This is a genomic window from Acetobacter vaccinii (assembly GCF_008365315.1).
GTDB lineage: Bacteria > Pseudomonadota > Alphaproteobacteria > Acetobacterales > Acetobacteraceae > Acetobacter > Acetobacter vaccinii.
Genome location: NZ_CP043506.1, coordinates 2635835 through 2653429, shown reverse-complemented (window position 1 = coordinate 2653429; position 17595 = coordinate 2635835). Strand labels below are relative to the sequence as shown.

General features: G+C 58.2%; 20 protein-coding genes. 6 read left to right on the top strand and 14 right to left on the bottom strand.

Annotation, left to right across the window (positions count from 1 at the left end):
- Positions 1 to 154 precede the first annotated feature (154 nt).
- The gene (locus FLP30_RS11885; RefSeq protein WP_149279988.1) at positions 155 to 1246 is read left to right on the top strand and encodes an AI-2E family transporter; all 1092 of its coding nucleotides are present in this window, start codon (positions 155 to 157) and stop codon (positions 1244 to 1246) included.
- Positions 1243 to 2010, top strand: coding sequence for an endonuclease/exonuclease/phosphatase family protein (locus FLP30_RS11880; protein WP_149279987.1), 768 nt, complete (start codon positions 1243 to 1245; stop codon positions 2008 to 2010). The genes FLP30_RS11885 and FLP30_RS11880 overlap by 4 nt, the downstream gene beginning before the upstream one ends.
- Here the strand turns inward: FLP30_RS11880 and cls are convergent.
- Positions 1942 to 3312, bottom strand: a complete 1371-nt coding sequence (gene cls, locus FLP30_RS11875) for a cardiolipin synthase (RefSeq protein WP_149280378.1) — start codon at positions 3310 to 3312, stop codon at positions 1942 to 1944. The two genes, FLP30_RS11880 and cls, sit on opposite strands and share 69 nt — an antisense overlap.
- Positions 3313 to 3367: 55 nt before the next feature.
- On the opposite strand from cls, the gene FLP30_RS11870 reads away from it, so the two are divergent.
- Positions 3368 to 3799 carry a YraN family protein gene (locus FLP30_RS11870; RefSeq protein WP_246856526.1) on the top strand — a complete coding sequence of 144 codons (432 nt, stop codon included), beginning with the start codon at positions 3368 to 3370 and terminating at the stop codon, positions 3797 to 3799.
- 16 nt (positions 3800 to 3815) lie between these two features.
- Here FLP30_RS11870 and FLP30_RS11865 read toward each other — a convergent pair whose 3' ends face one another.
- From FLP30_RS11865 to purB, 9 genes are all read right to left on the bottom strand, one after another.
- A complete protein-coding gene (locus tag FLP30_RS11865; protein ID WP_149279986.1) occupies positions 3816 to 4181 on the bottom strand; it encodes a hypothetical protein in 366 nt (121 codons plus the stop codon).
- Positions 4182 to 4203: 22 nt separating this feature from the next.
- The gene (gene grxD / locus FLP30_RS11860; RefSeq protein WP_149279985.1) at positions 4204 to 4542 is read right to left on the bottom strand and encodes a Grx4 family monothiol glutaredoxin; all 339 of its coding nucleotides are present in this window, start codon (positions 4540 to 4542) and stop codon (positions 4204 to 4206) included.
- Positions 4543 to 4577: 35 nt separating this feature from the next.
- The gene (locus FLP30_RS11855) at positions 4578 to 4808 is read right to left on the bottom strand and encodes a BolA family protein (protein ID WP_149279984.1); all 231 of its coding nucleotides are present in this window, start codon (positions 4806 to 4808) and stop codon (positions 4578 to 4580) included.
- 32 nt (positions 4809 to 4840) lie between these two features.
- Complete coding sequence (gene purL, locus FLP30_RS11850; RefSeq protein ID WP_149279983.1) at positions 4841 to 7042, bottom strand: phosphoribosylformylglycinamidine synthase subunit PurL; 2202 nt, start codon at positions 7040 to 7042, stop codon at positions 4841 to 4843.
- Entirely contained in the window at positions 7039 to 7740 is a 702-nt protein-coding gene (purQ, locus tag FLP30_RS11845) for a phosphoribosylformylglycinamidine synthase subunit PurQ (protein ID WP_149279982.1), read from the bottom strand. The genes purL and purQ overlap by 4 nt, the downstream gene beginning before the upstream one ends.
- On the bottom strand, positions 7737 to 8108 hold the full coding sequence (locus FLP30_RS11840) for a Rap1a/Tai family immunity protein (RefSeq protein WP_149279981.1): 372 nt from the start codon (positions 8106 to 8108) through the stop codon (positions 7737 to 7739). Before FLP30_RS11840 ends, purQ begins: the two co-directional genes overlap by 4 nt.
- Positions 8105 to 8347: a phosphoribosylformylglycinamidine synthase subunit PurS gene (purS, locus tag FLP30_RS11835; RefSeq protein WP_149279980.1), complete on the bottom strand. Its 243-nt coding sequence runs from the start codon at positions 8345 to 8347 to the stop codon at positions 8105 to 8107. Before purS ends, FLP30_RS11840 begins: the two co-directional genes overlap by 4 nt.
- Before the next feature lie 28 nt (positions 8348 to 8375).
- Positions 8376 to 9143 (bottom strand): phosphoribosylaminoimidazolesuccinocarboxamide synthase, encoded by a 768-nt coding sequence (gene purC / locus FLP30_RS11830; protein WP_149279979.1) that lies wholly within the window; start codon positions 9141 to 9143, stop codon positions 8376 to 8378.
- 155 nt (positions 9144 to 9298) lie between these two features.
- A complete protein-coding gene (gene purB, locus FLP30_RS11825) occupies positions 9299 to 10648 on the bottom strand; it encodes an adenylosuccinate lyase (protein ID WP_149279978.1) in 1350 nt (449 codons plus the stop codon).
- 173 nt (positions 10649 to 10821) lie between these two features.
- Between purB and FLP30_RS11820 the strand changes: the two genes are divergently transcribed.
- The 3 genes from FLP30_RS11820 to FLP30_RS11810 all read left to right on the top strand — a co-directional run bounded on the left by FLP30_RS11820 (position 10822) and on the right by FLP30_RS11810 (position 14052).
- Complete coding sequence (locus tag FLP30_RS11820) at positions 10822 to 11433, top strand: YjbE family putative metal transport protein (protein WP_149279977.1); 612 nt, start codon at positions 10822 to 10824, stop codon at positions 11431 to 11433.
- A 91-nt stretch (positions 11434 to 11524) separates the two neighbouring features.
- Positions 11525 to 13522, top strand: a complete 1998-nt coding sequence (locus FLP30_RS11815) for a transglycosylase SLT domain-containing protein (RefSeq protein ID WP_149279976.1) — start codon at positions 11525 to 11527, stop codon at positions 13520 to 13522.
- Entirely contained in the window at positions 13519 to 14052 is a 534-nt protein-coding gene (locus tag FLP30_RS11810) for a CinA family protein (protein WP_210419285.1), read from the top strand. Before FLP30_RS11815 ends, FLP30_RS11810 begins: the two co-directional genes overlap by 4 nt.
- A 128-nt stretch (positions 14053 to 14180) precedes the next feature.
- On the opposite strand, the gene FLP30_RS11805 is transcribed toward FLP30_RS11810, so the two are convergent.
- The 4 genes from FLP30_RS11805 to lpdA form a co-directional block, all read right to left on the bottom strand.
- Positions 14181 to 14459 (bottom strand): hypothetical protein, encoded by a 279-nt coding sequence (locus tag FLP30_RS11805; protein WP_149279975.1) that lies wholly within the window; start codon positions 14457 to 14459, stop codon positions 14181 to 14183.
- A gap of 94 nt (positions 14460 to 14553) precedes the next feature.
- On the bottom strand, positions 14554 to 15045 hold the full coding sequence (locus FLP30_RS11800) for a type II toxin-antitoxin system RatA family toxin (protein ID WP_149279974.1): 492 nt from the start codon (positions 15043 to 15045) through the stop codon (positions 14554 to 14556).
- The gene (gene lipA / locus FLP30_RS11795; protein WP_149279973.1) at positions 15045 to 16019 is read right to left on the bottom strand and encodes a lipoyl synthase; all 975 of its coding nucleotides are present in this window, start codon (positions 16017 to 16019) and stop codon (positions 15045 to 15047) included. The genes FLP30_RS11800 and lipA overlap by 1 nt, the downstream gene beginning before the upstream one ends.
- A 138-nt stretch (positions 16020 to 16157) precedes the next feature.
- Positions 16158 to 17570: a dihydrolipoyl dehydrogenase gene (gene lpdA / locus FLP30_RS11790; protein WP_149279972.1), complete on the bottom strand. Its 1413-nt coding sequence runs from the start codon at positions 17568 to 17570 to the stop codon at positions 16158 to 16160.
- Between the last annotated feature and the right edge of the window lie 25 nt (positions 17571 to 17595).

The following is a 17595-nucleotide window of genomic DNA, read 5'->3' as shown; positions in this document are numbered from 1 at the left end:
AAACCTGCTGTCGTCAGAATGTGGAAATCAAGGCGGCCAGCATATCGTCCCTGGCCGGGGCTGAATACCATGTTCTTCCGCCTGTCAGGCTACACGACCCGTCATCCTGCTTTGGGTAACAGACAAATCATTCTTTCCGTGCTTTACTTGCTGCATGCAGGACGAGCCGACACTGACAGCCGAACGCCTTTTACGCATGCTGCTTCTGGGGGGCATTGCGTACGGTTGCATTATTGTGCTGGCACCGTTTACGTCGGCCCTGTTGTGGGCAGGGGTGTTAGCCTATACGACCTGGCCGCTTTTCCAGCACTTGCGGCGGCGTATGGGGGCCAATGCAGCCAGCCTGGTCATGACAGTTCTGTGCGCGGTATGCGTTGTGCTGCCTCTGGCTTTTCTGGCCTCGGTCTGTGTGTCCTCCGGTCCACGCTGGGCCGCTCAGTTGACGAGCCTGTTCGGGCAGATCAACGAACTCCCACCCCTGCCCCACTGGCTGACGGCGTTGCCGGTTTTTGGAGCAGATATCAGCAAGCAATGGGGGTTATGGAGCCGTAACCTGGGCACCATGACGGAGGAATTGCGGCCATATGCCGGGAGCATCATCCAGTCTTTCCTTGGGCTGCTGATGCAGCTTGGCAATGGTGCACTGCATCTTGTCATGGCGCTGTTCATTGCCTTCTTTTTCTGGATCAGCGGGTCGATGCTGTGGGACACGGTGCAGGCGGTCATCCTGCGTATTGCAGGCCCGCAGGCGGGGCGGCACCTGTATATTATCGGCAGTACGGTGCGGGGCACGGTCTATGGCATTCTGGGTACTGCTATCGTTCAGGGTGTCCTGACCGGGATCGGTCTGTGGGCGACCTCGGTGGGGGAGCCTGTCATGTTGGGGGGGCTTGCGGCGTTTCTGGCTGTTTTGCCCATCGGTGCGCCGCTTGTGTGGATATCAGCCGCGATCTGTCTTTTTGTCTCCCATCATCCGCTCAAGGCCATCGCCCTTTTGGCGTATGGTCTTGTATTCATCTCAGGGGCAGACCACATCATCAGGCCGTTGTTCATCGTCAAAGGCTCGCGCTTGCCGTATCTGCTGACTGTTCTGGGGGTTGTGGGCGGTCTGCTGGCTTTTGGGGGTGTGGGGATTTTTCTGGGGCCAATTCTGTTGGCCATCGGATTTTCCCTGACCATGGAATTTGCAATGCAGGCTGACCCTCCTCTGGCATCGGCTGAGAATAACAGGAACATCACACCATGAAGCAAAGGCTGGCGCGTCTTGTCGGGTTTACACGGCGGGGGCGTAACCTTGCGCCTGTGTGGTCGGAGAGTGCCGATGGGTTGAAGATTATCAGTTGGAATCTTCTCCGCCGAACAGGGGCAACCGTGCAGGATGTGGTGGCGCTGATCCGGGCCGAGCAGCCCGATATCCTGCTGATGCAGGAAGCAACTGTGGAAATGGATATGCTGCCCGAGCTTGTGGGCGGGCATTACGGGCGCTCCCCCCTGCCAGGGCGTATCCATGGTGTGGCCTGCTGGAGCACCATCCCCTTCCTGCGGCCGCCCCGGGCCTGCACTATTCCTTCTGGCATGCTGGTCAAGCGTCACGCTCAGATTATTGAATATGCAGGCTTTTCACTGGCAAATGTGCATCTGTCTCATGGGCAGGTGCTCAACCGGCGGCAGTTACGGCGGATTGCTACCATGCTGTCCGCACCCTGCGCCATTTTGGGGGACTTTAACCTCGTCGGCCCAACATTGCTGCCAGGTTTTTCTGATGTCGGGCCAAAAGCGCCGACACACCGCATGGTGGATGTTCTGCCAATCCGGATTGACCGTTGCCTTGTTGAAGGCATGGACTGCTTGGGGGCCAGGGTGCTGCCTGTTTTTGCATCTGACCACAGGCCCATCAGTGTTCGACTGCTTCCCCACACCATCCGTTCGGAATTGAACCTGCTACAGGTAGGGCATGAAGAGGCGCGCGAACGAATCACGGAGCTTCGTAAGGCGGCCACGGTTGTCTAGGTCATAGTGGGTCAGACGGTGGTTGCGGTGCTGGCAGATTGTCTCATCCAGCGTTTCGGCCAACGCAGCGTCGTAAGTTTCCATATTGATTTCAAAGTTAAGGCGCAGGCTGCGGATATCCAGATTGGAACTGCCGACAAAAGACCAGACCTTATCGACGACCATGAGCTTGGAGTGGTTAAACGGCGGGTCCGCCAACCATACTCTGGCGCCAGAGTTGAGCAGTGGCGATACATTGGTCGCGCAGGCCCAGTCCAATGCTCGGTGGTTACTGCGGAGGGGGATGATAATATCCACCTGCACCCCACGGAGCGCCGCCAGGCCCAGCTCTGTCAAAAAGCGGTCACCAGGTAGAAAATAGGGTGTCATCAACCGGATGCTCTTGCGTGCCAGTGTAATGGCCTGGAGCATGGCGTATTCTATTTTTTCCAGATCCGTATCCGGGCCAGCGGTGACAATACGGGCCAGGGTTGTGCCTGTGCCGGGTGCTTCTTGCAAAAAAAGGTCCCGGTCCAGTGTTTCGCGCGTTGTGAAATACCAGTCCCATGCCGCAACCTCGGCCAGTTGGCGGACAATCGGTCCACGGATGCGAAAATGCGTGTCTGAAACGGGGTGGCGAGGTCGCGTGGACACAAGGTTCTCATCCGCGATGTTCAGCCCGCCCATAAAGCCTGTGTGGCCGTCAACAACCAGAATTTTGCGGTGGTCACGCAGGTTGATGAACGGCATTTTCCAAGGGTAGAGCGAGTGCATGAAGCGTGCGCAGGGAATACCCGAGCGCCGTAGATGATGATAGATTGGTGAGAGAAAATACCCGCTGCCAACACCGTCAACCAGCACACGCACAGCCACGCCGCGCTTATGGGCGGCGATCAGCTTTTCGGCAAAGAGTCCGCCAATCCGATCATTTCTGAAAATATAGGAGCAGAGCAGAATGCTTTTCTGGGCTTCATCAATGGCCTGAAGCATCTGTGGGTATGCGCCATCACCGTCGTGGAGGCAGGTAATGCTGTTGCCCCCTACAAGTGGACGCGATGTCAATTTGCCGATCATCAGCGCCAGAGGTGCGAATTGCCCGTCCAGATCACGGTTCCATGTGGATTGGCGTGAGAAGGCCTGCCGCCCGTCAGCGCGGATGTTGATGAGCTTGCGGGCTAAGCGGGTCACCCGGTTGATGCCGAACATGAGGTACAGCACGGCCCCTGTATAGGGCATGAGCACACAGATCCCCATCCAGCCGATGGCGGAGGACGTATTGCGCTTGTGCAAAAGAATGTGCAGGACAAGCCCCGCTGTCAGCATGATGCGCAAAGCGGTCAGAAGGATAAGCAGAGTTGGCAGGTGGAGATAAAGCAGCGTGATCAAGAAAAATCTCCCCCAGGGCCAAAGCCTCGGCACAGTATCGCAACACGCGGTGTCCCGGCAGCGGGAGGCACGCGGGTTAAAAGCCTATCATGATGGTGTGAATGCTGAAGAGGCAGCATGTCAGATTTTACATGCCGCAGGGTGGCGTATTCTCTTGCGCAGAGCCAGAACGCCACGTGGAGAAATTGATATTGTTGCTCAAAAGGAAACAACAATCAGTTTTATAGAGGTCAAAAAACGCCGCTCATCACAGTCTGCTGCGTTCAGCCTGTCTGCAAAGCAGTCGTTACGCCTGTTCGGGGCTGCGGAGTGCCTGCTACAGCATTACGGAGACTGGGCTTATGAGAGCCTGCGTTTTGACCTGATAACACTTGATGATGCAGGAAAACACAGATGGATCACAGACATCATCAGGCAAATGTAGCGCGAGGCGCCTGTACTCAGGTGCGGTGATGGTGGCTGGAGCCGTGGACCATGGCGTGGCTGGTCTTGTGGTAGCTGACCAGATGCACAATGGCATGTGCCGGGGCAGCGTGAGCCACTTTAGTATGCAGCCTGCCGCTTGCGACCTGATGACGGCTGGGGCTGAAATGATGCACTGGCGGTGTTGCCGTCAGGGCTGCAAACGTCAGCTTTGTGGCTTCAAGATCTGAAATAACACGTTCCGCATGGGCCTGAGGCTGTAGGGCAACAAAACCAGCACCAAGCCCGATGCATATGGCAGCATGACGTATAAAGCTAAAACGACGCATCCAGTCGGACCTTACCTGATTACTGTAGCCTGATCTGGAAACTATACGGCTCATGCTGCGTCTGACAACCTGTAAATCAGGCCTGTGCTGCGAGAGGGATGTTTTTTTCCTGGAAAAGCTTCTGCAGCTCGCCAGTCTGGTACATCTCGGTCACGATATCACAGCCACCGATGAACTCCCCCTTAACATAAAGCTGGGGAATGGTCGGCCAGTTTGAAAAGTCTTTGATGCCCTGACGCAGTGCGGCATCAGCCAGAACATTGCGGGACACGAACGGGACACCAAGGTGCTGGAGAATCTGCACAACACGGGCAGAAAAGCCGCATTGCGGGAAGTCAGCATCCCCTTTCATAAAAAGCACAACCGGGTTGGCTTCAATGTCCTGCTGAATATGCTGTGAGGTCGGGTTTGTCATAATCTGCTGTCCTCGGAGTTCGGAAAACCGGTGTCTCAGGGTGTGGCGGTGCGTAGGGCCAGAGCGTGCAGTGTGCCGCCCATGTGCCCTTGCAAAGCATCGTAGACAAGCTGGTGCTGCCTGACGCGGGGTAACCCGCGAAAGGCCTCACTGGTCACAGTGCAGGCGTAATGGTCTCCATCGCCTGCAAGGTCATCGATCTTGACCTCGGCATCTGGAAACGCCTGCCGGATATAGGCTTCGATTTCATTGGCAGACATAGCCATTGTCGGGGTCCCTTCCCTTATGGTGACTGGTTTCAGTTCATCAGCGCGGGCAAGAACGCTTCGTGGGCGTTCTTCATGCGTGCCACCGATATGGTGACGCCACTGGGCAGGATCAATTCATTTCCGCCTGCGCGCGCAATAATTCTTGCTGGCACACCCGCCTTTGCCGCCTGTTCACACAGGGCTGCAGCATTGGGGGTGCAGGCAAGGTAGCGGGCCTGATCTTCACCAAACCAGAAAGCTTCGGGGCGGATGCCGGAATCCGGGCTTTCCAGTTCGCAGCCAATGCCAGAGGCCAGGGTCATTTCCGCCACAGCGACAAGAATGCCACCATCAGCAATGTCATGGCAGGCAGTGATGCTACCGGACTGGATCTGCTCGCGTACGAAATCACCATTGCGGCGTTCCGCAGCCAGATCAACCGGCGGGGGAGCCCCTTCCTCGCGGCCAAGGATGTCACGCAGCCAGATGGACTGGCCCAGTTCACCCTGCGTGGCACCGATCAGCACCACATCGGTGCCACCCTGCATGCCGAGCCCGACAGCCGTATCGACGGTTTCCAGCACACCCAGCGCACCAATGGCGGGGGTGGGCAGGATAGCCCGGGTACTGCCGTCCGGATTACGTGTTTCGTTGTAGAGCGACACGTTCCCGCTCACCACAGGAAAGTCCAGAGCCGTGCAGGCTTCGGCCATCCCTTCGATAGCGGCGACAAACTGGCCCATGATTTCGGGCTTTTCGGGGTTGCCGAAATTCAGGTTGTCAGTCACGGCCAGAGGGCGTGCCCCAGTGGCGGTGATGTTGCGCCATGCCTCGGCTACAGCCTGTGCGCCGCCTGTGCGGGCATCTGCCTGGCAGTAGCGCGGTGTGCAGTCGGTGGTCAGAGCCAGCCCAAGCTGGGTGTCCTCAACCTTGACAATGGCAGCGTCGGCTGCACCGGGGCGGCGTACCGTCTGACCGCCGACCGTGCTGTCATACTGGTTCCAGATCCATGCGCGGGAACACAGATCGGGTGAGCCCAGCAGCCTGATCAGCATATCATCAAGCGACAGCGGCGCATGTACGCTGCCCAGAGCCTCGGGGGCTGGCTGCTTGATGGACGGACGATCGTAAATCGGTGCCTGATCCGCCAGGGGAGCAAGCGGAATATCGGCTTCGATCGCACCTTTATGGCGTACGACAATGTTGCCGGTATCCGTCAGATGCCCGATGATGGCGAAGTCCAGTTCCCACTTTTCAAAAATCTTGCGGGCGACTTCGGTCCGGTCAGGGCGCAGCACCATTAGCATGCGTTCCTGGCTTTCAGACAGCATCATTTCATACGCTGACATGCCCGGTTCGCGCTGGGGAACAGCATCAAGGTCAAGGTCGATACCAACCCCACCCTTGCCTGCCATTTCCACAGAGGAGGATGTCAGGCCAGCGGCTCCCATGTCCTGAATGGCGACAATGGCATCAGTTGCCATCAGTTCCAGACAGGCTTCGATCAGCAGCTTTTCAATGAAGGGGTCTCCAACCTGCACGGTCGGGCGCTTGGACAGCGCATCCTCATCAAACTCGGCGGAGGACATGGTCGCCCCATGGATACCGTCGCGCCCCGTGCGGGAGCCGACATAAACCACAGGGTTGCCAATGCCCGCCGCTGCGGACAGGAAAATCCGGTCCGTGCGCGCAATGCCGACTGTCATGGCGTTGACAAGGGGGTTGCCATCATACGCAGGGTGGAAGTTGACCTCCCCCCCTACGGTAGGCACACCCACGCAGTTACCATAACCGCCGATACCACGCACCACGCCATCAACAATGCGGCGTGTGTTCGGGTTTTCCGGGCTGCCAAAACGCAGGGCGTTCAGGTTCGCAACCGGCCGGGCACCCATGGTAAAGACGTCACGCAAGATGCCGCCAACACCCGTTGCAGCACCCTGATAGGGTTCGATAAAGGAGGGGTGGTTGTGGCTTTCCATCTTGAAGATGGCAGCATAGCCCTGACCAATATCAACCACACCGGCGTTTTCACCAGGGCCATGGATAACCCACGGAGCCGTTGTCGGCAGGTTACGCAGCCACTTGCGGGATGACTTGTAAGAGCAGTGCTCGGACCACATGACCGAGAACACCCCAAGCTCCGTCAGGCTGGGGGTGCGGCCCATGATGGACAATACGCGGCCATATTCCTCGGCGGTAAGGCCGAATTCGCGCGCAAGGGATTCATCAACGGTTACAGATGTGCTCACCGTACCAGTGCCTCCACCAGACCTTCAAACAGAGGCAGACCATCCTCACCCCCCATCAGCGGATCAACCAGATCTTCCGGGTGAGGCATCATGCCGCAGATGCGGTTATTTGTGCTGAGAATGCCAGCAATGCTGTTGATGCTGCCATTGGGGTTGCTGCTGCGGTCGTCAGCCTGCACCCGCCCACTGGCGTCGGCATAGCGGAAGGCAATGCGCCCTTCCCCTTCAAGCCGGTCCAGCGTGTCTTTGTCTGCCGTGTAATTGCCATCACCATGCGCCAGAGGCGTGCGAAAGACATCCCCTTTCTTCCAGCGCCGGGTGAAGGGCGATGCCTCGGTTTCAACCCGCAGGTGGCAGTCCTGCGAGAGAAAGCGCAGGTCGGCATTGCGTAGCAGCGCGCCGGGCAGCAGTCCGCTTTCTGTCAGGATCTGAAAGCCGTTGCAGACACCCAGAATATGCCCGCCCTTGGCGGCAAAGTCGCGCACAGCCCCCATGACAGGGGAATGGGCGGCCATGGCGCCACAGCGCAGGTAGTCACCATAGCTGAAACCGCCCGGCAGTACGACCAGATCAAGGCCGCTCAGGTCTGTTTCATGGTGCCAGAGCATGCGGGGCGTTGCGTGCGTGACCCTGCGCAGGGCAAGGGCCATGTCACGTTCCCGGTTGGTGCCGGGGAATACGACAATCGCTGCTTTCATTGTTTGGCGCTACACGGATAGGAGTCATGCAGGGCGGTGAAAATGCTTTCACCCACCGGTTTGTTCAGGGCGTCCGTATGTGCTTTCAGCCAGGTCAGCACCTTGGCGCGCATAGCGTCCGTGGTTTCCTGAACAGGAACGCAGAAACCAGCAGGCGCGTTTGCATCGCCTTCGTTGCGTGCGCTGATCTTGGACAGGCTGACCCCGTCGGCCAGACCGCTCAGATAGGCATCGCAGACAGAGTGGCCAGTTGCGCGGGCGCAGATGCGGGCAAAATTACCCGCTTTCATGGGGGAGACACGCTGGGCCTGTGCCAGTCCGGGGGCGCAGATGGCAACCCCCAGGCACAGCAGGGCAAGGCGTTTCATGCAGCCACCTCAACCGAGAAGTCTTCAATCACCAGATTGGCAAGCAGGTCGCGCGCCATGGCCTGGGCTTTTTCGCGCACTTCGTCCGCGCTGGCACCAGGAACATCAAGCTCTATGATCTTGCCAACGCGCACATCCTGCACGCCATCAAAACCCAATGTCTGCAAGGCATGGCCGATGGCTTTCCCCTGGGGGTCAAGAACACCATCCTTCAGCATGACGGTAACACGTACTTTCATTTTCAAACTCCGTCGCCGACTGTGTCGATCACTGCACTGTTTCGGGGCCCTTCATGTCGCCCCCGGCCCCGTTCTCAGGCAGGATGCCCATGCGGCGTGCCACTTCCTGATACGCTTCCTTGACGTTGCCCATGTCACGGCGGAAGCGGTCTTTGTCCAGCTTTTCGTTTGTATGGGCGTCCCACAGGCGGCAGTTGTCGGGGGAAATTTCATCCGCCAGCACAATGCGCATGTCCTCGCCTTCCCAGCAGCGGCCAAACTCCAGTTTGAAGTCAACAAGCTGGATGCCAATGCCGCTGAACAGGCCGCACAGGAAGTCGTTGACGCGCATGGCCATGCCCGCAATGTCTTCCATGTCGTGCGGGCAGGCCCAGCCGAATGCGATGATGTGGTCTTCCGAAACCAGGGGGTCACCCAGTTCGTCATTCTTGTAGTAGAATTCCACAATCGGGCGTGGCAGGCGCTGGCCTTCGGGAATGCCAAACCGTTTGGAAATGCTGCCTGCGGCAATATTGCGCACGACCACTTCCAGCGGGATGATCTCGACTTCCTTGACCAACTGCTCGCGCATGTTGATGCGGCGGATGAAGTGGGTCGGGATGCCGATTTCCTGTAGCCGCAGCATCAGGTGTTCGCTTATCCGGTTGTTCAGAACCCCCTTGCCGGTAATAACGCCGCTTTTGGCGCCATTGCCTGCCGTGGCATCGTCCTTGAAATATTGTACAAGGGTGCCGGGCTCTGGGCCTTCAAAGAGGATTTTGGCTTTACCTTCATAAAGCTGGCGGCGACGGGCCATGATGATCCTTACCTGTCGAACAAAGAAAGCCAGTCTGGCTGGCCTGTCTGGGGCCAGGGCCGGAACCTGCGGGAACGGTCCCCTGCCCTGTATCTTTTATCAATTATAGCAGGCTTCCCGCATGGACGATACAGCCTGCCATTGAGAGGGCTGTTTTAGCCCTTGGGGCCAACCTCGGCGAAGATTTTTTCGTACTGCACATCCAGCGCCTTGAGGTGCTGGCGGCTGTCCATGGCGGCATCCAGCACGTCGGGGGAAATCCGGCCTGCAATTTCCTGATCTTCCGCCAGATTTTCGCGGAAGGTGCGGCCTTCGGGTGTGCCCAGTTTGGTCCATGTTTCCATGGCGTTGCGCTGTACGATCCGGTAGGCATCCTCGCGTGAAAGGCCGGCTTTGGCCAGTGCCAGCAGCACTTCGCCAGAGTGGACAACCCCGCCCAGGCTTTCAATGTTGGCGGCCATGCGCTCGGGGTAGACAACCAGCTTGGAAATCATGCCGGACAGACGGGCCAGCGCAAAGTCCAGCCCGATCGTGGCATCAGGACAGATGTTACGCTCGACAGAGGAATGGCTGATGTCGCGCTCATGCCACAGGGCTACGTTTTCCAGTGCCGGAATAACTGCGGCGCGTACCAGACGGGCAAGGCCGGTCAGGTTTTCCGTCAGCACCGGGTTGCGCTTGTGGGGCATCGCGGAGGAGCCCTTTTGCCCGGGGTGGAAGAATTCTTCCGCTTCGCGCACTTCGGAGCGCTGCAGGTGGCGCACTTCGGTCGCAAGGCGTTCGATCCCGCTGGCGACAACCCCCAGAGCGCAGAAGAACGCGGCGTGCCGGTCGCGGGGGATAACCTGGGTGGAAACGGTTTCGGGCTGCAGGCCCAGGCGTTCCGCCACATAGGCTTCCACACGCGGGTCAAGGTGGGCATAGGTGCCAACCGCGCCGGAAATGGCACAGGTGGCAATTTCTGCCCGTGCGGTTTCCAGGCGGGTGCGGTTACGAGCGAATTCAGCGTAATGCCCGGCCAGCTTGAGGCCAAAGGACGTCGGTTCGGCATGGATGCCGTGGCTGCGGCCGATGGTCAGGGTGTGCTTGTGTTCAAAAGCCCGCGCCTTCAGGGCGGCCAGAACCTCATCAAGGTCGTTAAGCAGCAGGTCGGTCGCCTGCACAAGCTGCACGGCCAGGCAGGTATCCAGAATGTCGGAGGATGTCATGCCCAGATGCACAAAGCGGCTTTCCGGGCCGACTTTTTCCGCCAGCCATGTCAGGAAGGCGATGACATCGTGCCGCGTTTCCGCCTCGATCTCATCAATCCGGTTAAGGTCCTGTTCGGAAAATGCCGCCATTGCGGCATCGCCCTTTTCGCGCACAACCTGTGCGGCCTCTTTGGGAACAGAGCCATATTCCGCCATGGCTTCGCAGGCCAGAGCCTCGATTTCGAACCAGATGCGGTAGCGGTTTTCGGGAGACCAGATGGCGGCCATAACGGGGCGGGTGTAGCGCGGCACCATAACGCGGAATTCCTTGCCTTAATATCGTGTGAAGCCCAACAGTGGCGCCTGTCTAGCGGATTTCGGACCCCGCGTCTGCCCGCAAAGCGGAAAACTTTGATGTTTCAGTCCGTTTTCTGAAAGTTTCTACCGGTTTATAGTGGGCCTCCCATATTTGAGGAATTGGAACTGTCGTGTCAGGTCTTGCAGAAGCTTTCACACTGTCCGCTGTTATTGCTTTTTTACAGGTCGTGCTGATCGATCTGACGCTGGCGGGCGATAACGCTGTTGTCATTGGCATGGCAGTCAGGAACCTGGCTCCTGCCCAAAAGCAGAAAGCCATTCTGGCAGGTGTTGGTCTGGCGGCAATTATCCGCGTGGCCATGGCGCTTGTGGCGTCACACCTGCTGGCCATTATCGGGCTGACATTTGCTGGCGGATTGCTGCTGCTGTGGGTCTGCTGGCGTATGTACCGTGAAATGCGCGAGAGTGCTGCAGCGGAGAGTGCCGGGCAGAGTGCGGCACCAAACCAGTTGGGCAAGGCCATTGTCAGAATACTGATAGCCGATATTTCCATGAGCCTTGATAACGTTCTGGCTGTTGCCGGGGCTGCGCGTGAGCATCCGGGTATTCTGGTCATGGGGCTGGCGCTGTCGGTGCTGCTGATGGGGCTGGCGGCCTCGCTGATTGCCGGGCTGTTGGAACGCTATAAGTGGATCTCCTGGGTTGGGTTGCTGATCATTCTTGGTGTGGCTGTTGAACTGATTGTGAAAGGTGGGGGGGAAATCGTGACCCACATGCCCTGAACTGACACACAGGGCGTTCCCTCTCATCACAGGCCAGAAGGGTTGGGGGAAAATACTTGCCAAACATGATGAAAGCAGCAGAGTTGGTGTCATGACCGCTTTTTTTCCAACATACAGGCGGCGTGTTGCCGTTGCTGTATCCCTCGCTGCCCTGACACTGGGGGGATGCTCCGCGCCATCGGTTGGCCAGGAAGCAGACACCCCGCCTGTTGATGGGGCTGGGGGCGAGAGCCCGGCATCTGACAGTCTGCCACAGAGTGGCGGCGGTGTGTCCTCTGCTTCGCTCAAGGACCGTCTGGCCCAGTGGCTGCTGCTTGTCGGCCCACAGCATGCTACAGCGCAGGACTATGCGGACTTTCTGACTCAATCTCCCGTCTGGCCCAGACGGCAGCTCATAGCGGCCCGGATGGAGCAGGCTCTGGCGACAGAAACGGATCAGGCTGTGCTGGCGCGGCTGTGCCAGTCTCAGAAACTGGCCAATGGTCGTGCCCTGGCGCAATGCCATAACCACCTGCCAGCCGACCGCGCTCTGTTCGCCCGTTTGCAGGCGGAGGCAACTCAGGCCTGGATCAATGGGAATGACGCCCCGGTGGCGGTTGCAGCCCTGACAGAGGCCTTCCCAACAGCAATTACACCAGACGCCTCGTGGAAGCGTTTTGAGAGGCAGGAAAGCGCTGGGCAGGTTGACGCAGCCCGACGCACGCTCATTTATCTGGCGCCGGAGCGTCAGGCTTTGGGTGAGGCCATGCTGGCGTTTCGCGCGGGCGACCCTTCGGCCGAGGCTCTGGCCAGTGCTCTGCCCTCCTCGCTGCGCGCTACTCCGGCTTTGGTGCTGGACCATGCCCGCTGGTTGCGTAAGGCCAAGCAGTATGATGCTGCCATTGCGCTATGGAAATCGACTGGTGTGGAAATGGAGCGGCGCACGCATGCCTCAGCTTTCTGGCATGAGCGGGATACGCTGGCGCGTGAGTTGCTCCAGCAATCCCGCCCGGCAGATGCTTTTATGGTGGCGAACGATACGGTGGCAACAGGGGCGAACAGGCTGGATGCCCAGTTCCTGAGTGGCTGGATCGCGCTGCGTAAAATGCAGGACCCCGCAACAGCGCAGGAATTCTTCAAACCGTTAACGCTCTCCTCCTCCTTGCTGACACGTAGTCGGGGTTATTATTGGCTCGGTCGTGCTCTGGTGCAGAGCGGAGATATGGCTGCCGCCCAAGCCGCCTGGCAGAGTGCCGCTGCCCTGCCGACTACGTTTTATGGTCAGATGGCGGCGGCCAGCCTTGATGGGCAGCAGACAGTGCTGCTCGACCAACCGTATATAAGCAAAAGCATGCGCCAACGCTTGCAAACGGCGCTGGCTGCGCAGCCCAGCATATCCGATGGCGGGCGTTTGGCCACGGATGATCTGGCTCAGGCTGCCCGATTGTTGGTGGATCAGGGGGATCGCCCTCACGCGCGGGACTTTCTGGCCATGCTGCTGCGGCGCAACAGTGATACTGCTGGGCTGGAAGATGTTTCGGGCCTCGCGGATTCATTGGGCTTGCAGGATATAGCCGTTGCAGCAGCCCGGCTGGGTGGCAAAGACGGCACCCTGCTGTTACGCTCAGGCTGGCCTGCTCCTTATACGCCTCCCGCCAGCGCTTTGCCGCCAGGGTTTGTGCTGGGGCTGATGCGGCAGGAAAGCAGCTTTAACCCGGATGCAGTCAGTTCCTCCAACGCGATTGGGCTGATGCAACTCAAACCCTCCACAGCAGCGGATATGCTGCATCTTGCGGGTTTGCCTGCCTCAGCCGCGACAGCGACGGGCTTGCGCAATCCGGAAAATAATATGCAGCTTGGCACAGCTTACCTGCAACATATGCAGGATCGCTTTGGTCCGGTCATGCCGTATATGGCTGCGGCTTATAATGCCGGACCGGGGCGAATGGGGCGCTGGCTGGAAACAGCAGGTAACCCCGCCCAAGGACATGCGACTGATAGCGAGATGATTGACTGGATTGAAGGTATTCCCTTTTCGGAAACACGAAATTACGTCCAGCGGGTCTGGGAAAATATGACGGTCTATGTCGTGCTGGGGAAGCTGACATGACAGACAATACCCCGCAGGAACTCATGCCAGAATGGGCAGCACTGAGTGGCCCTGCGGCCCAACTTCTGGCTGACCTGCGCGCTAGTGGGGTGCGGGTGATTACAGCGGAAAGCTGCACTGGCGGATTGCTCGCGGCGGCTCTGACCCATTTTCCAGGGTCTTCAGAGGGTGTTGAGGGTGGGTTTGTGACCTATTCCAACACCATGAAGCAGGCTGTGCTGGGTGTACAGGCACAAACTTTGAAGCACTATGGTGCGGTGAGCTGCCAGACGGTTCATGAAATGGCGGAAGGTGCTCTCCGGGTAGCGACACTGGCTACGCTTTCCATCGCCATTTCCGGCATTGCAGGGCCAGGTGGTGCGCGGCCGGACAAGCCTGTCGGGCTGGTGTGGTTTGGCACGGCCTTGCGAGGTGGTCAGACCAGAGCTGATAGCCGTATTTTCACAGGCTCAAGGGCAAGCGTCCGTAGTCAGGCGGTTGAACATGCCCTAAGCCTTCTGGCGCAAAGACTGGCAGAATACGGGAGGTAACTCCCATTCTGTTTTTTCAGGGCTTTGTCCTGAAGAGAGGAAAGCGGCATAGAGGTGCTTTCCTCCTTTCCCCAACGGCAAGAACTCGCTCAAAAACTGCCTCACCATCGCGCTACCCAGCTTGAGAGTTATGGGCTTGCAGGTACCTGTGTTGCTACAGGGGCAATAACACCGGTGCCTGCTGCGATAACAGGTGCTGTTGGTGGTACAACAGGGCGCAATGCTGCGCGGGCTGTGGCCAAGCTGCGGTTGTTGAGTTCTTCTGTCGTTATGGTTGGTGTAGCCTGCGTGTCAGTATTCAGTCGCCGGGTATGGTCACTGACTTTGTGATCGCTGCCAGCAGCCATGACCGGGACAGAAAATACTACGGCAATCACCGTCAGCAGTGCGGACAGGGTGTTACGCATGGACAAGCACCTTCAACGTAGAATGTAGTTTGAAAGCTAACAACTTTTCTGAGGGAAGAGTTGCCGCTTTGTCTTTTACACTCCGTGCCATCGGTCAGGTGGCGGGGGTTTGGTCCGCAATAATGGTGTGGCCCCCGACAGTGCCATTCTGCTGGGGCGGGCCATAAACCTCCCTCGCCCGTTTGATGAAGGCTGAAACCATCAAGCGTGTGGCCTCAGTAAACACTACGCCAATGGCAGCCTGAAGAATGCGGGAGCTGAATTCAAAATCCACAAAGAACTCAACCAGGCAACCATCGGCATGGGGGGTGAATGTCCACTGGTTGCGGAGGTAGCGGAAGGGGCCGCGCTCATAGCGCACGGTAATGGACGATGGACGGTCTAATGTTACGCGGGATGTAAAGCTCTCGCGGAAGGGGCCAAAGCCTATTGTCAGGTCGGCCACCAGGTCAGTCGTGGTGCGGGTACGCACCTTGGCTGCAACGCACCAGGGCAGGAAGGCAGGGTACTGGCCAACATCGGCCACCAGATCAAAAATCTGCTCTGGCCGATATGGCAGAACACGCTTTTCTGCGTGTTTGGGCATTAGCGAGCCTCCTCCAGGCGTTTGTTACGGGTGGCGCGAAGTTCTGCAAAATCACTGTCGGCATGGTAGGACGAGCGTGTCAGCGGGCTGGAACTGACCTGTAGAAAACCTTTGACGCGCGCCATCGTGCCATAATCCTCAAATTCAGCAGGCGTGACAAATCGTGCCACGGCGGCATGTTTGACCGTAGGCTGGAGATACTGGCCCATGGTGATAAAATCCACCTCGGCAACGCGCAGATCATCCATGACCTGAGCGAGTTCCATTTTCTCTTCACCCAGCCCCAGCATAAGGCCGGATTTGGTGAAAATGGAGGGATCAAGCTGCTTGACCCGGTCCAGCAGACGCAGGGACTGATAATACCGCGCGCCGGGCCGAATGGTGGGGTACAGGCGTGGCACAGTTTCCAGATTGTGGTTGAAAACATCAGGCCTGGCGTCCACCACAACTTCAAGCGCTTTGGGTTTGCGCAGGAAGTCCGGGGTCAGGATTTCAATGGTCGTGTCGGGGGACATTGCCCTGATGGCCCCGATAACCCGGGCAAAGTGCCTTGCCCCGCCATCTGCCAGATCATCCCTGTCCACAGAGGTAATGACGACATGCCGCAGGCCCAGCTTGGCCACGGCTTCGGCCACGCGGGTTGGTTCATCGTCATCCAAGGGCAAGGGCATCCCTGTGCTGACATTGCAGAACGCACAGGCACGGGTGCAGATTTCCCCCATGATCATCATGGTGGCATGGCGCTGCGACCAGCATTCCCCGATGTTCGGGCAGGCAGCTTCCTCGCATACGGTGACAAGGTTGTTGTCACGCATAAGGGCGCGGGTTTCGTGATAGACGGGGTGGCCTGGGGCCTTGACCCGGATCCATTCAGGCTTGCGGGCAATCGGGTTATCAGGTCGATGCGCTTTTTCCGGGTGGCGAAGCTTGCTAGCACCCCCTGTACGATGATCAATCACGACACGTGTTGACATGATCTTGCCCGCTTTCTCAAGAACTTGGAAACAGGACTGGAACGCTCTGCGTCGGGCGTCAAGCCTGTTCTTGTGAAATACCCTGAAACCGGGCGGCGCGGGATCACACCCACGAGATCACGCGCCACCCGTGGGAGACTAGAAGTGCAGCGCACCGCCGTAGGCTGCCAAAACTGCCTCGTGCATCGACTCAGAAATTGTCGGATGCGGGAAGACGGTTTCGATCAGTTCGGCCTCTGTCAGTTCCCCAGTCCGGGCGATAACGTAACCCTGGATCATTTCCGTGACTTCGGCACCAATCATGTGCGCGCCCAGCAATTCCCCTGTCTTGCTGTCAAAAACAGTTTTGATCAGGCCCGTCGTTTCGCCCATGGCCAGTGCCTTGCCATTGGCCAGCAGCGGGAACTTGCCGATTTTGACAGAATACCCGGCTTCCTTTGCTTTGGCTTCGGTGTAACCGACCGAGGCAATTTGCGGCCTGCAATATGTGCAACCAGGAATTTTGGTGCTGTCCAGCGGGTGGACGTGCTTGCCTGCAATGGCTTCCACACACAGCACGGCTTCATGACTGGCCTTGTGAGCCAGCCACGGGGCCCCCGCCAGATCACCAATGGCGTAAACCCCGGCCTCACCCGTGCGGCAGAACTCATCAGTGACAACATGGGTGCGATCAACCTGGATTTTTGTCCCTTCCAGGCCAATGTTTTCGACGTTGCCAACAATGCCGACAGCCGAAATCACGGTATCGACAGTAATATCTTCCGCCTTGCCGCCAGCCTCAACACGCAGGGTAACGGTAGAGCCTGATTTTTTCGGAGCGCCGATGTTGGCCCCTGTCAGGATACGGATACCTTGTTTTTCGAACTCCTTATGGGCAATGGCGCTGATCTCTTCGTCTTCTACCGGCAGGATACGGGGGGCGGCTTCGACCAGCGTAACCTCGGACCCCATGTTGCGGTAAAACGAAGCAAATTCCGTGCCAATTGCACCCGAACCAATGACCAGAAGGCGCTTGGGGAGTTCTTCTGGCACCAGAGCTTCCCGGTAGGACCAGACAAGCTTGCCGTCTGGCTCCAGTCCCGGCAGGGTCCGCGCCCGTGCCCCGGTGGCCAGTATGACGTGGCGCGCGGTTAGAGTGAAAGGTGCTTTGCCATCGGGGCTGATCAGCACCTTCCGCTTTCCATCAGAGGTTGTGCCATCCAGTTTTCCAAACCCTTCAAAAACAGGCACTTTGGCCTTTTTCAGAAGGTGTGCAACACCAGCGGACAACTGCTTGGAAACGGCACGTGATCGCGCAATGATTTTTTTAAAATCAAAGCTCACGCCTTCGGCCTTGAACCCATACCCATCCAGATCATGCAGGAGATGGTTGATTTCAGAGGCACGCAGCAGGGCCTTGGTGGGAATACATCCCCAGTTCAGGCAGATGCCGCCCAGGTGTCGGGCTTCGACAACAGCGACTGACAGGCCAAGCTGCGCTGCCCGCAGGGCTGCAACATAGCCACCCGGGCCACCGCCCAGGACAAGAATGTCAAAAGAGGTCTGGCTCATTTGCGTTATTCTCCTGTGTGTGCCG

Coding starts and splice junctions, on each gene's coding strand:
- FLP30_RS11885 (WP_149279988.1), top strand. CDS start 155: ATGCAGGACGAGCCGACACTGACAGCCGAACGCCTTTTACGCATGCTG.
- FLP30_RS11880 (WP_149279987.1), top strand. CDS start 1,243: ATGAAGCAAAGGCTGGCGCGTCTTGTCGGGTTTACACGGCGGGGGCGT.
- cls (WP_149280378.1), bottom strand. CDS start 3,312: ATGCTGACAGCGGGGCTTGTCCTGCACATTCTTTTGCACAAGCGCAAT.
- FLP30_RS11865 (WP_149279986.1), bottom strand. CDS start 4,181: ATGAGCCGTATAGTTTCCAGATCAGGCTACAGTAATCAGGTAAGGTCC.
- grxD (WP_149279985.1), bottom strand. CDS start 4,542: ATGACAAACCCGACCTCACAGCATATTCAGCAGGACATTGAAGCCAAC.
- FLP30_RS11855 (WP_149279984.1), bottom strand. CDS start 4,808: ATGGCTATGTCTGCCAATGAAATCGAAGCCTATATCCGGCAGGCGTTT.
- purQ (WP_149279982.1), bottom strand. CDS start 7,740: ATGAAAGCAGCGATTGTCGTATTCCCCGGCACCAACCGGGAACGTGAC.
- FLP30_RS11840 (WP_149279981.1), bottom strand. CDS start 8,108: ATGAAACGCCTTGCCCTGCTGTGCCTGGGGGTTGCCATCTGCGCCCCC.
- purS (WP_149279980.1), bottom strand. CDS start 8,347: ATGAAAGTACGTGTTACCGTCATGCTGAAGGATGGTGTTCTTGACCCC.
- purC (WP_149279979.1), bottom strand. CDS start 9,143: ATGGCCCGTCGCCGCCAGCTTTATGAAGGTAAAGCCAAAATCCTCTTT.
- purB (WP_149279978.1), bottom strand. CDS start 10,648: ATGGTGCCGCGCTACACCCGCCCCGTTATGGCCGCCATCTGGTCTCCC.
- FLP30_RS11815 (WP_149279976.1), top strand. CDS start 11,525: ATGACCGCTTTTTTTCCAACATACAGGCGGCGTGTTGCCGTTGCTGTA.
- FLP30_RS11810 (WP_210419285.1), top strand. CDS start 13,519: ATGACAGACAATACCCCGCAGGAACTCATGCCAGAATGGGCAGCACTG.
- FLP30_RS11805 (WP_149279975.1), bottom strand. CDS start 14,459: ATGCGTAACACCCTGTCCGCACTGCTGACGGTGATTGCCGTAGTATTT.
- FLP30_RS11800 (WP_149279974.1), bottom strand. CDS start 15,045: ATGCCCAAACACGCAGAAAAGCGTGTTCTGCCATATCGGCCAGAGCAG.
- lipA (WP_149279973.1), bottom strand. CDS start 16,019: ATGTCAACACGTGTCGTGATTGATCATCGTACAGGGGGTGCTAGCAAG.
- lpdA (WP_149279972.1), bottom strand. CDS start 17,570: ATGAGCCAGACCTCTTTTGACATTCTTGTCCTGGGCGGTGGCCCGGGT.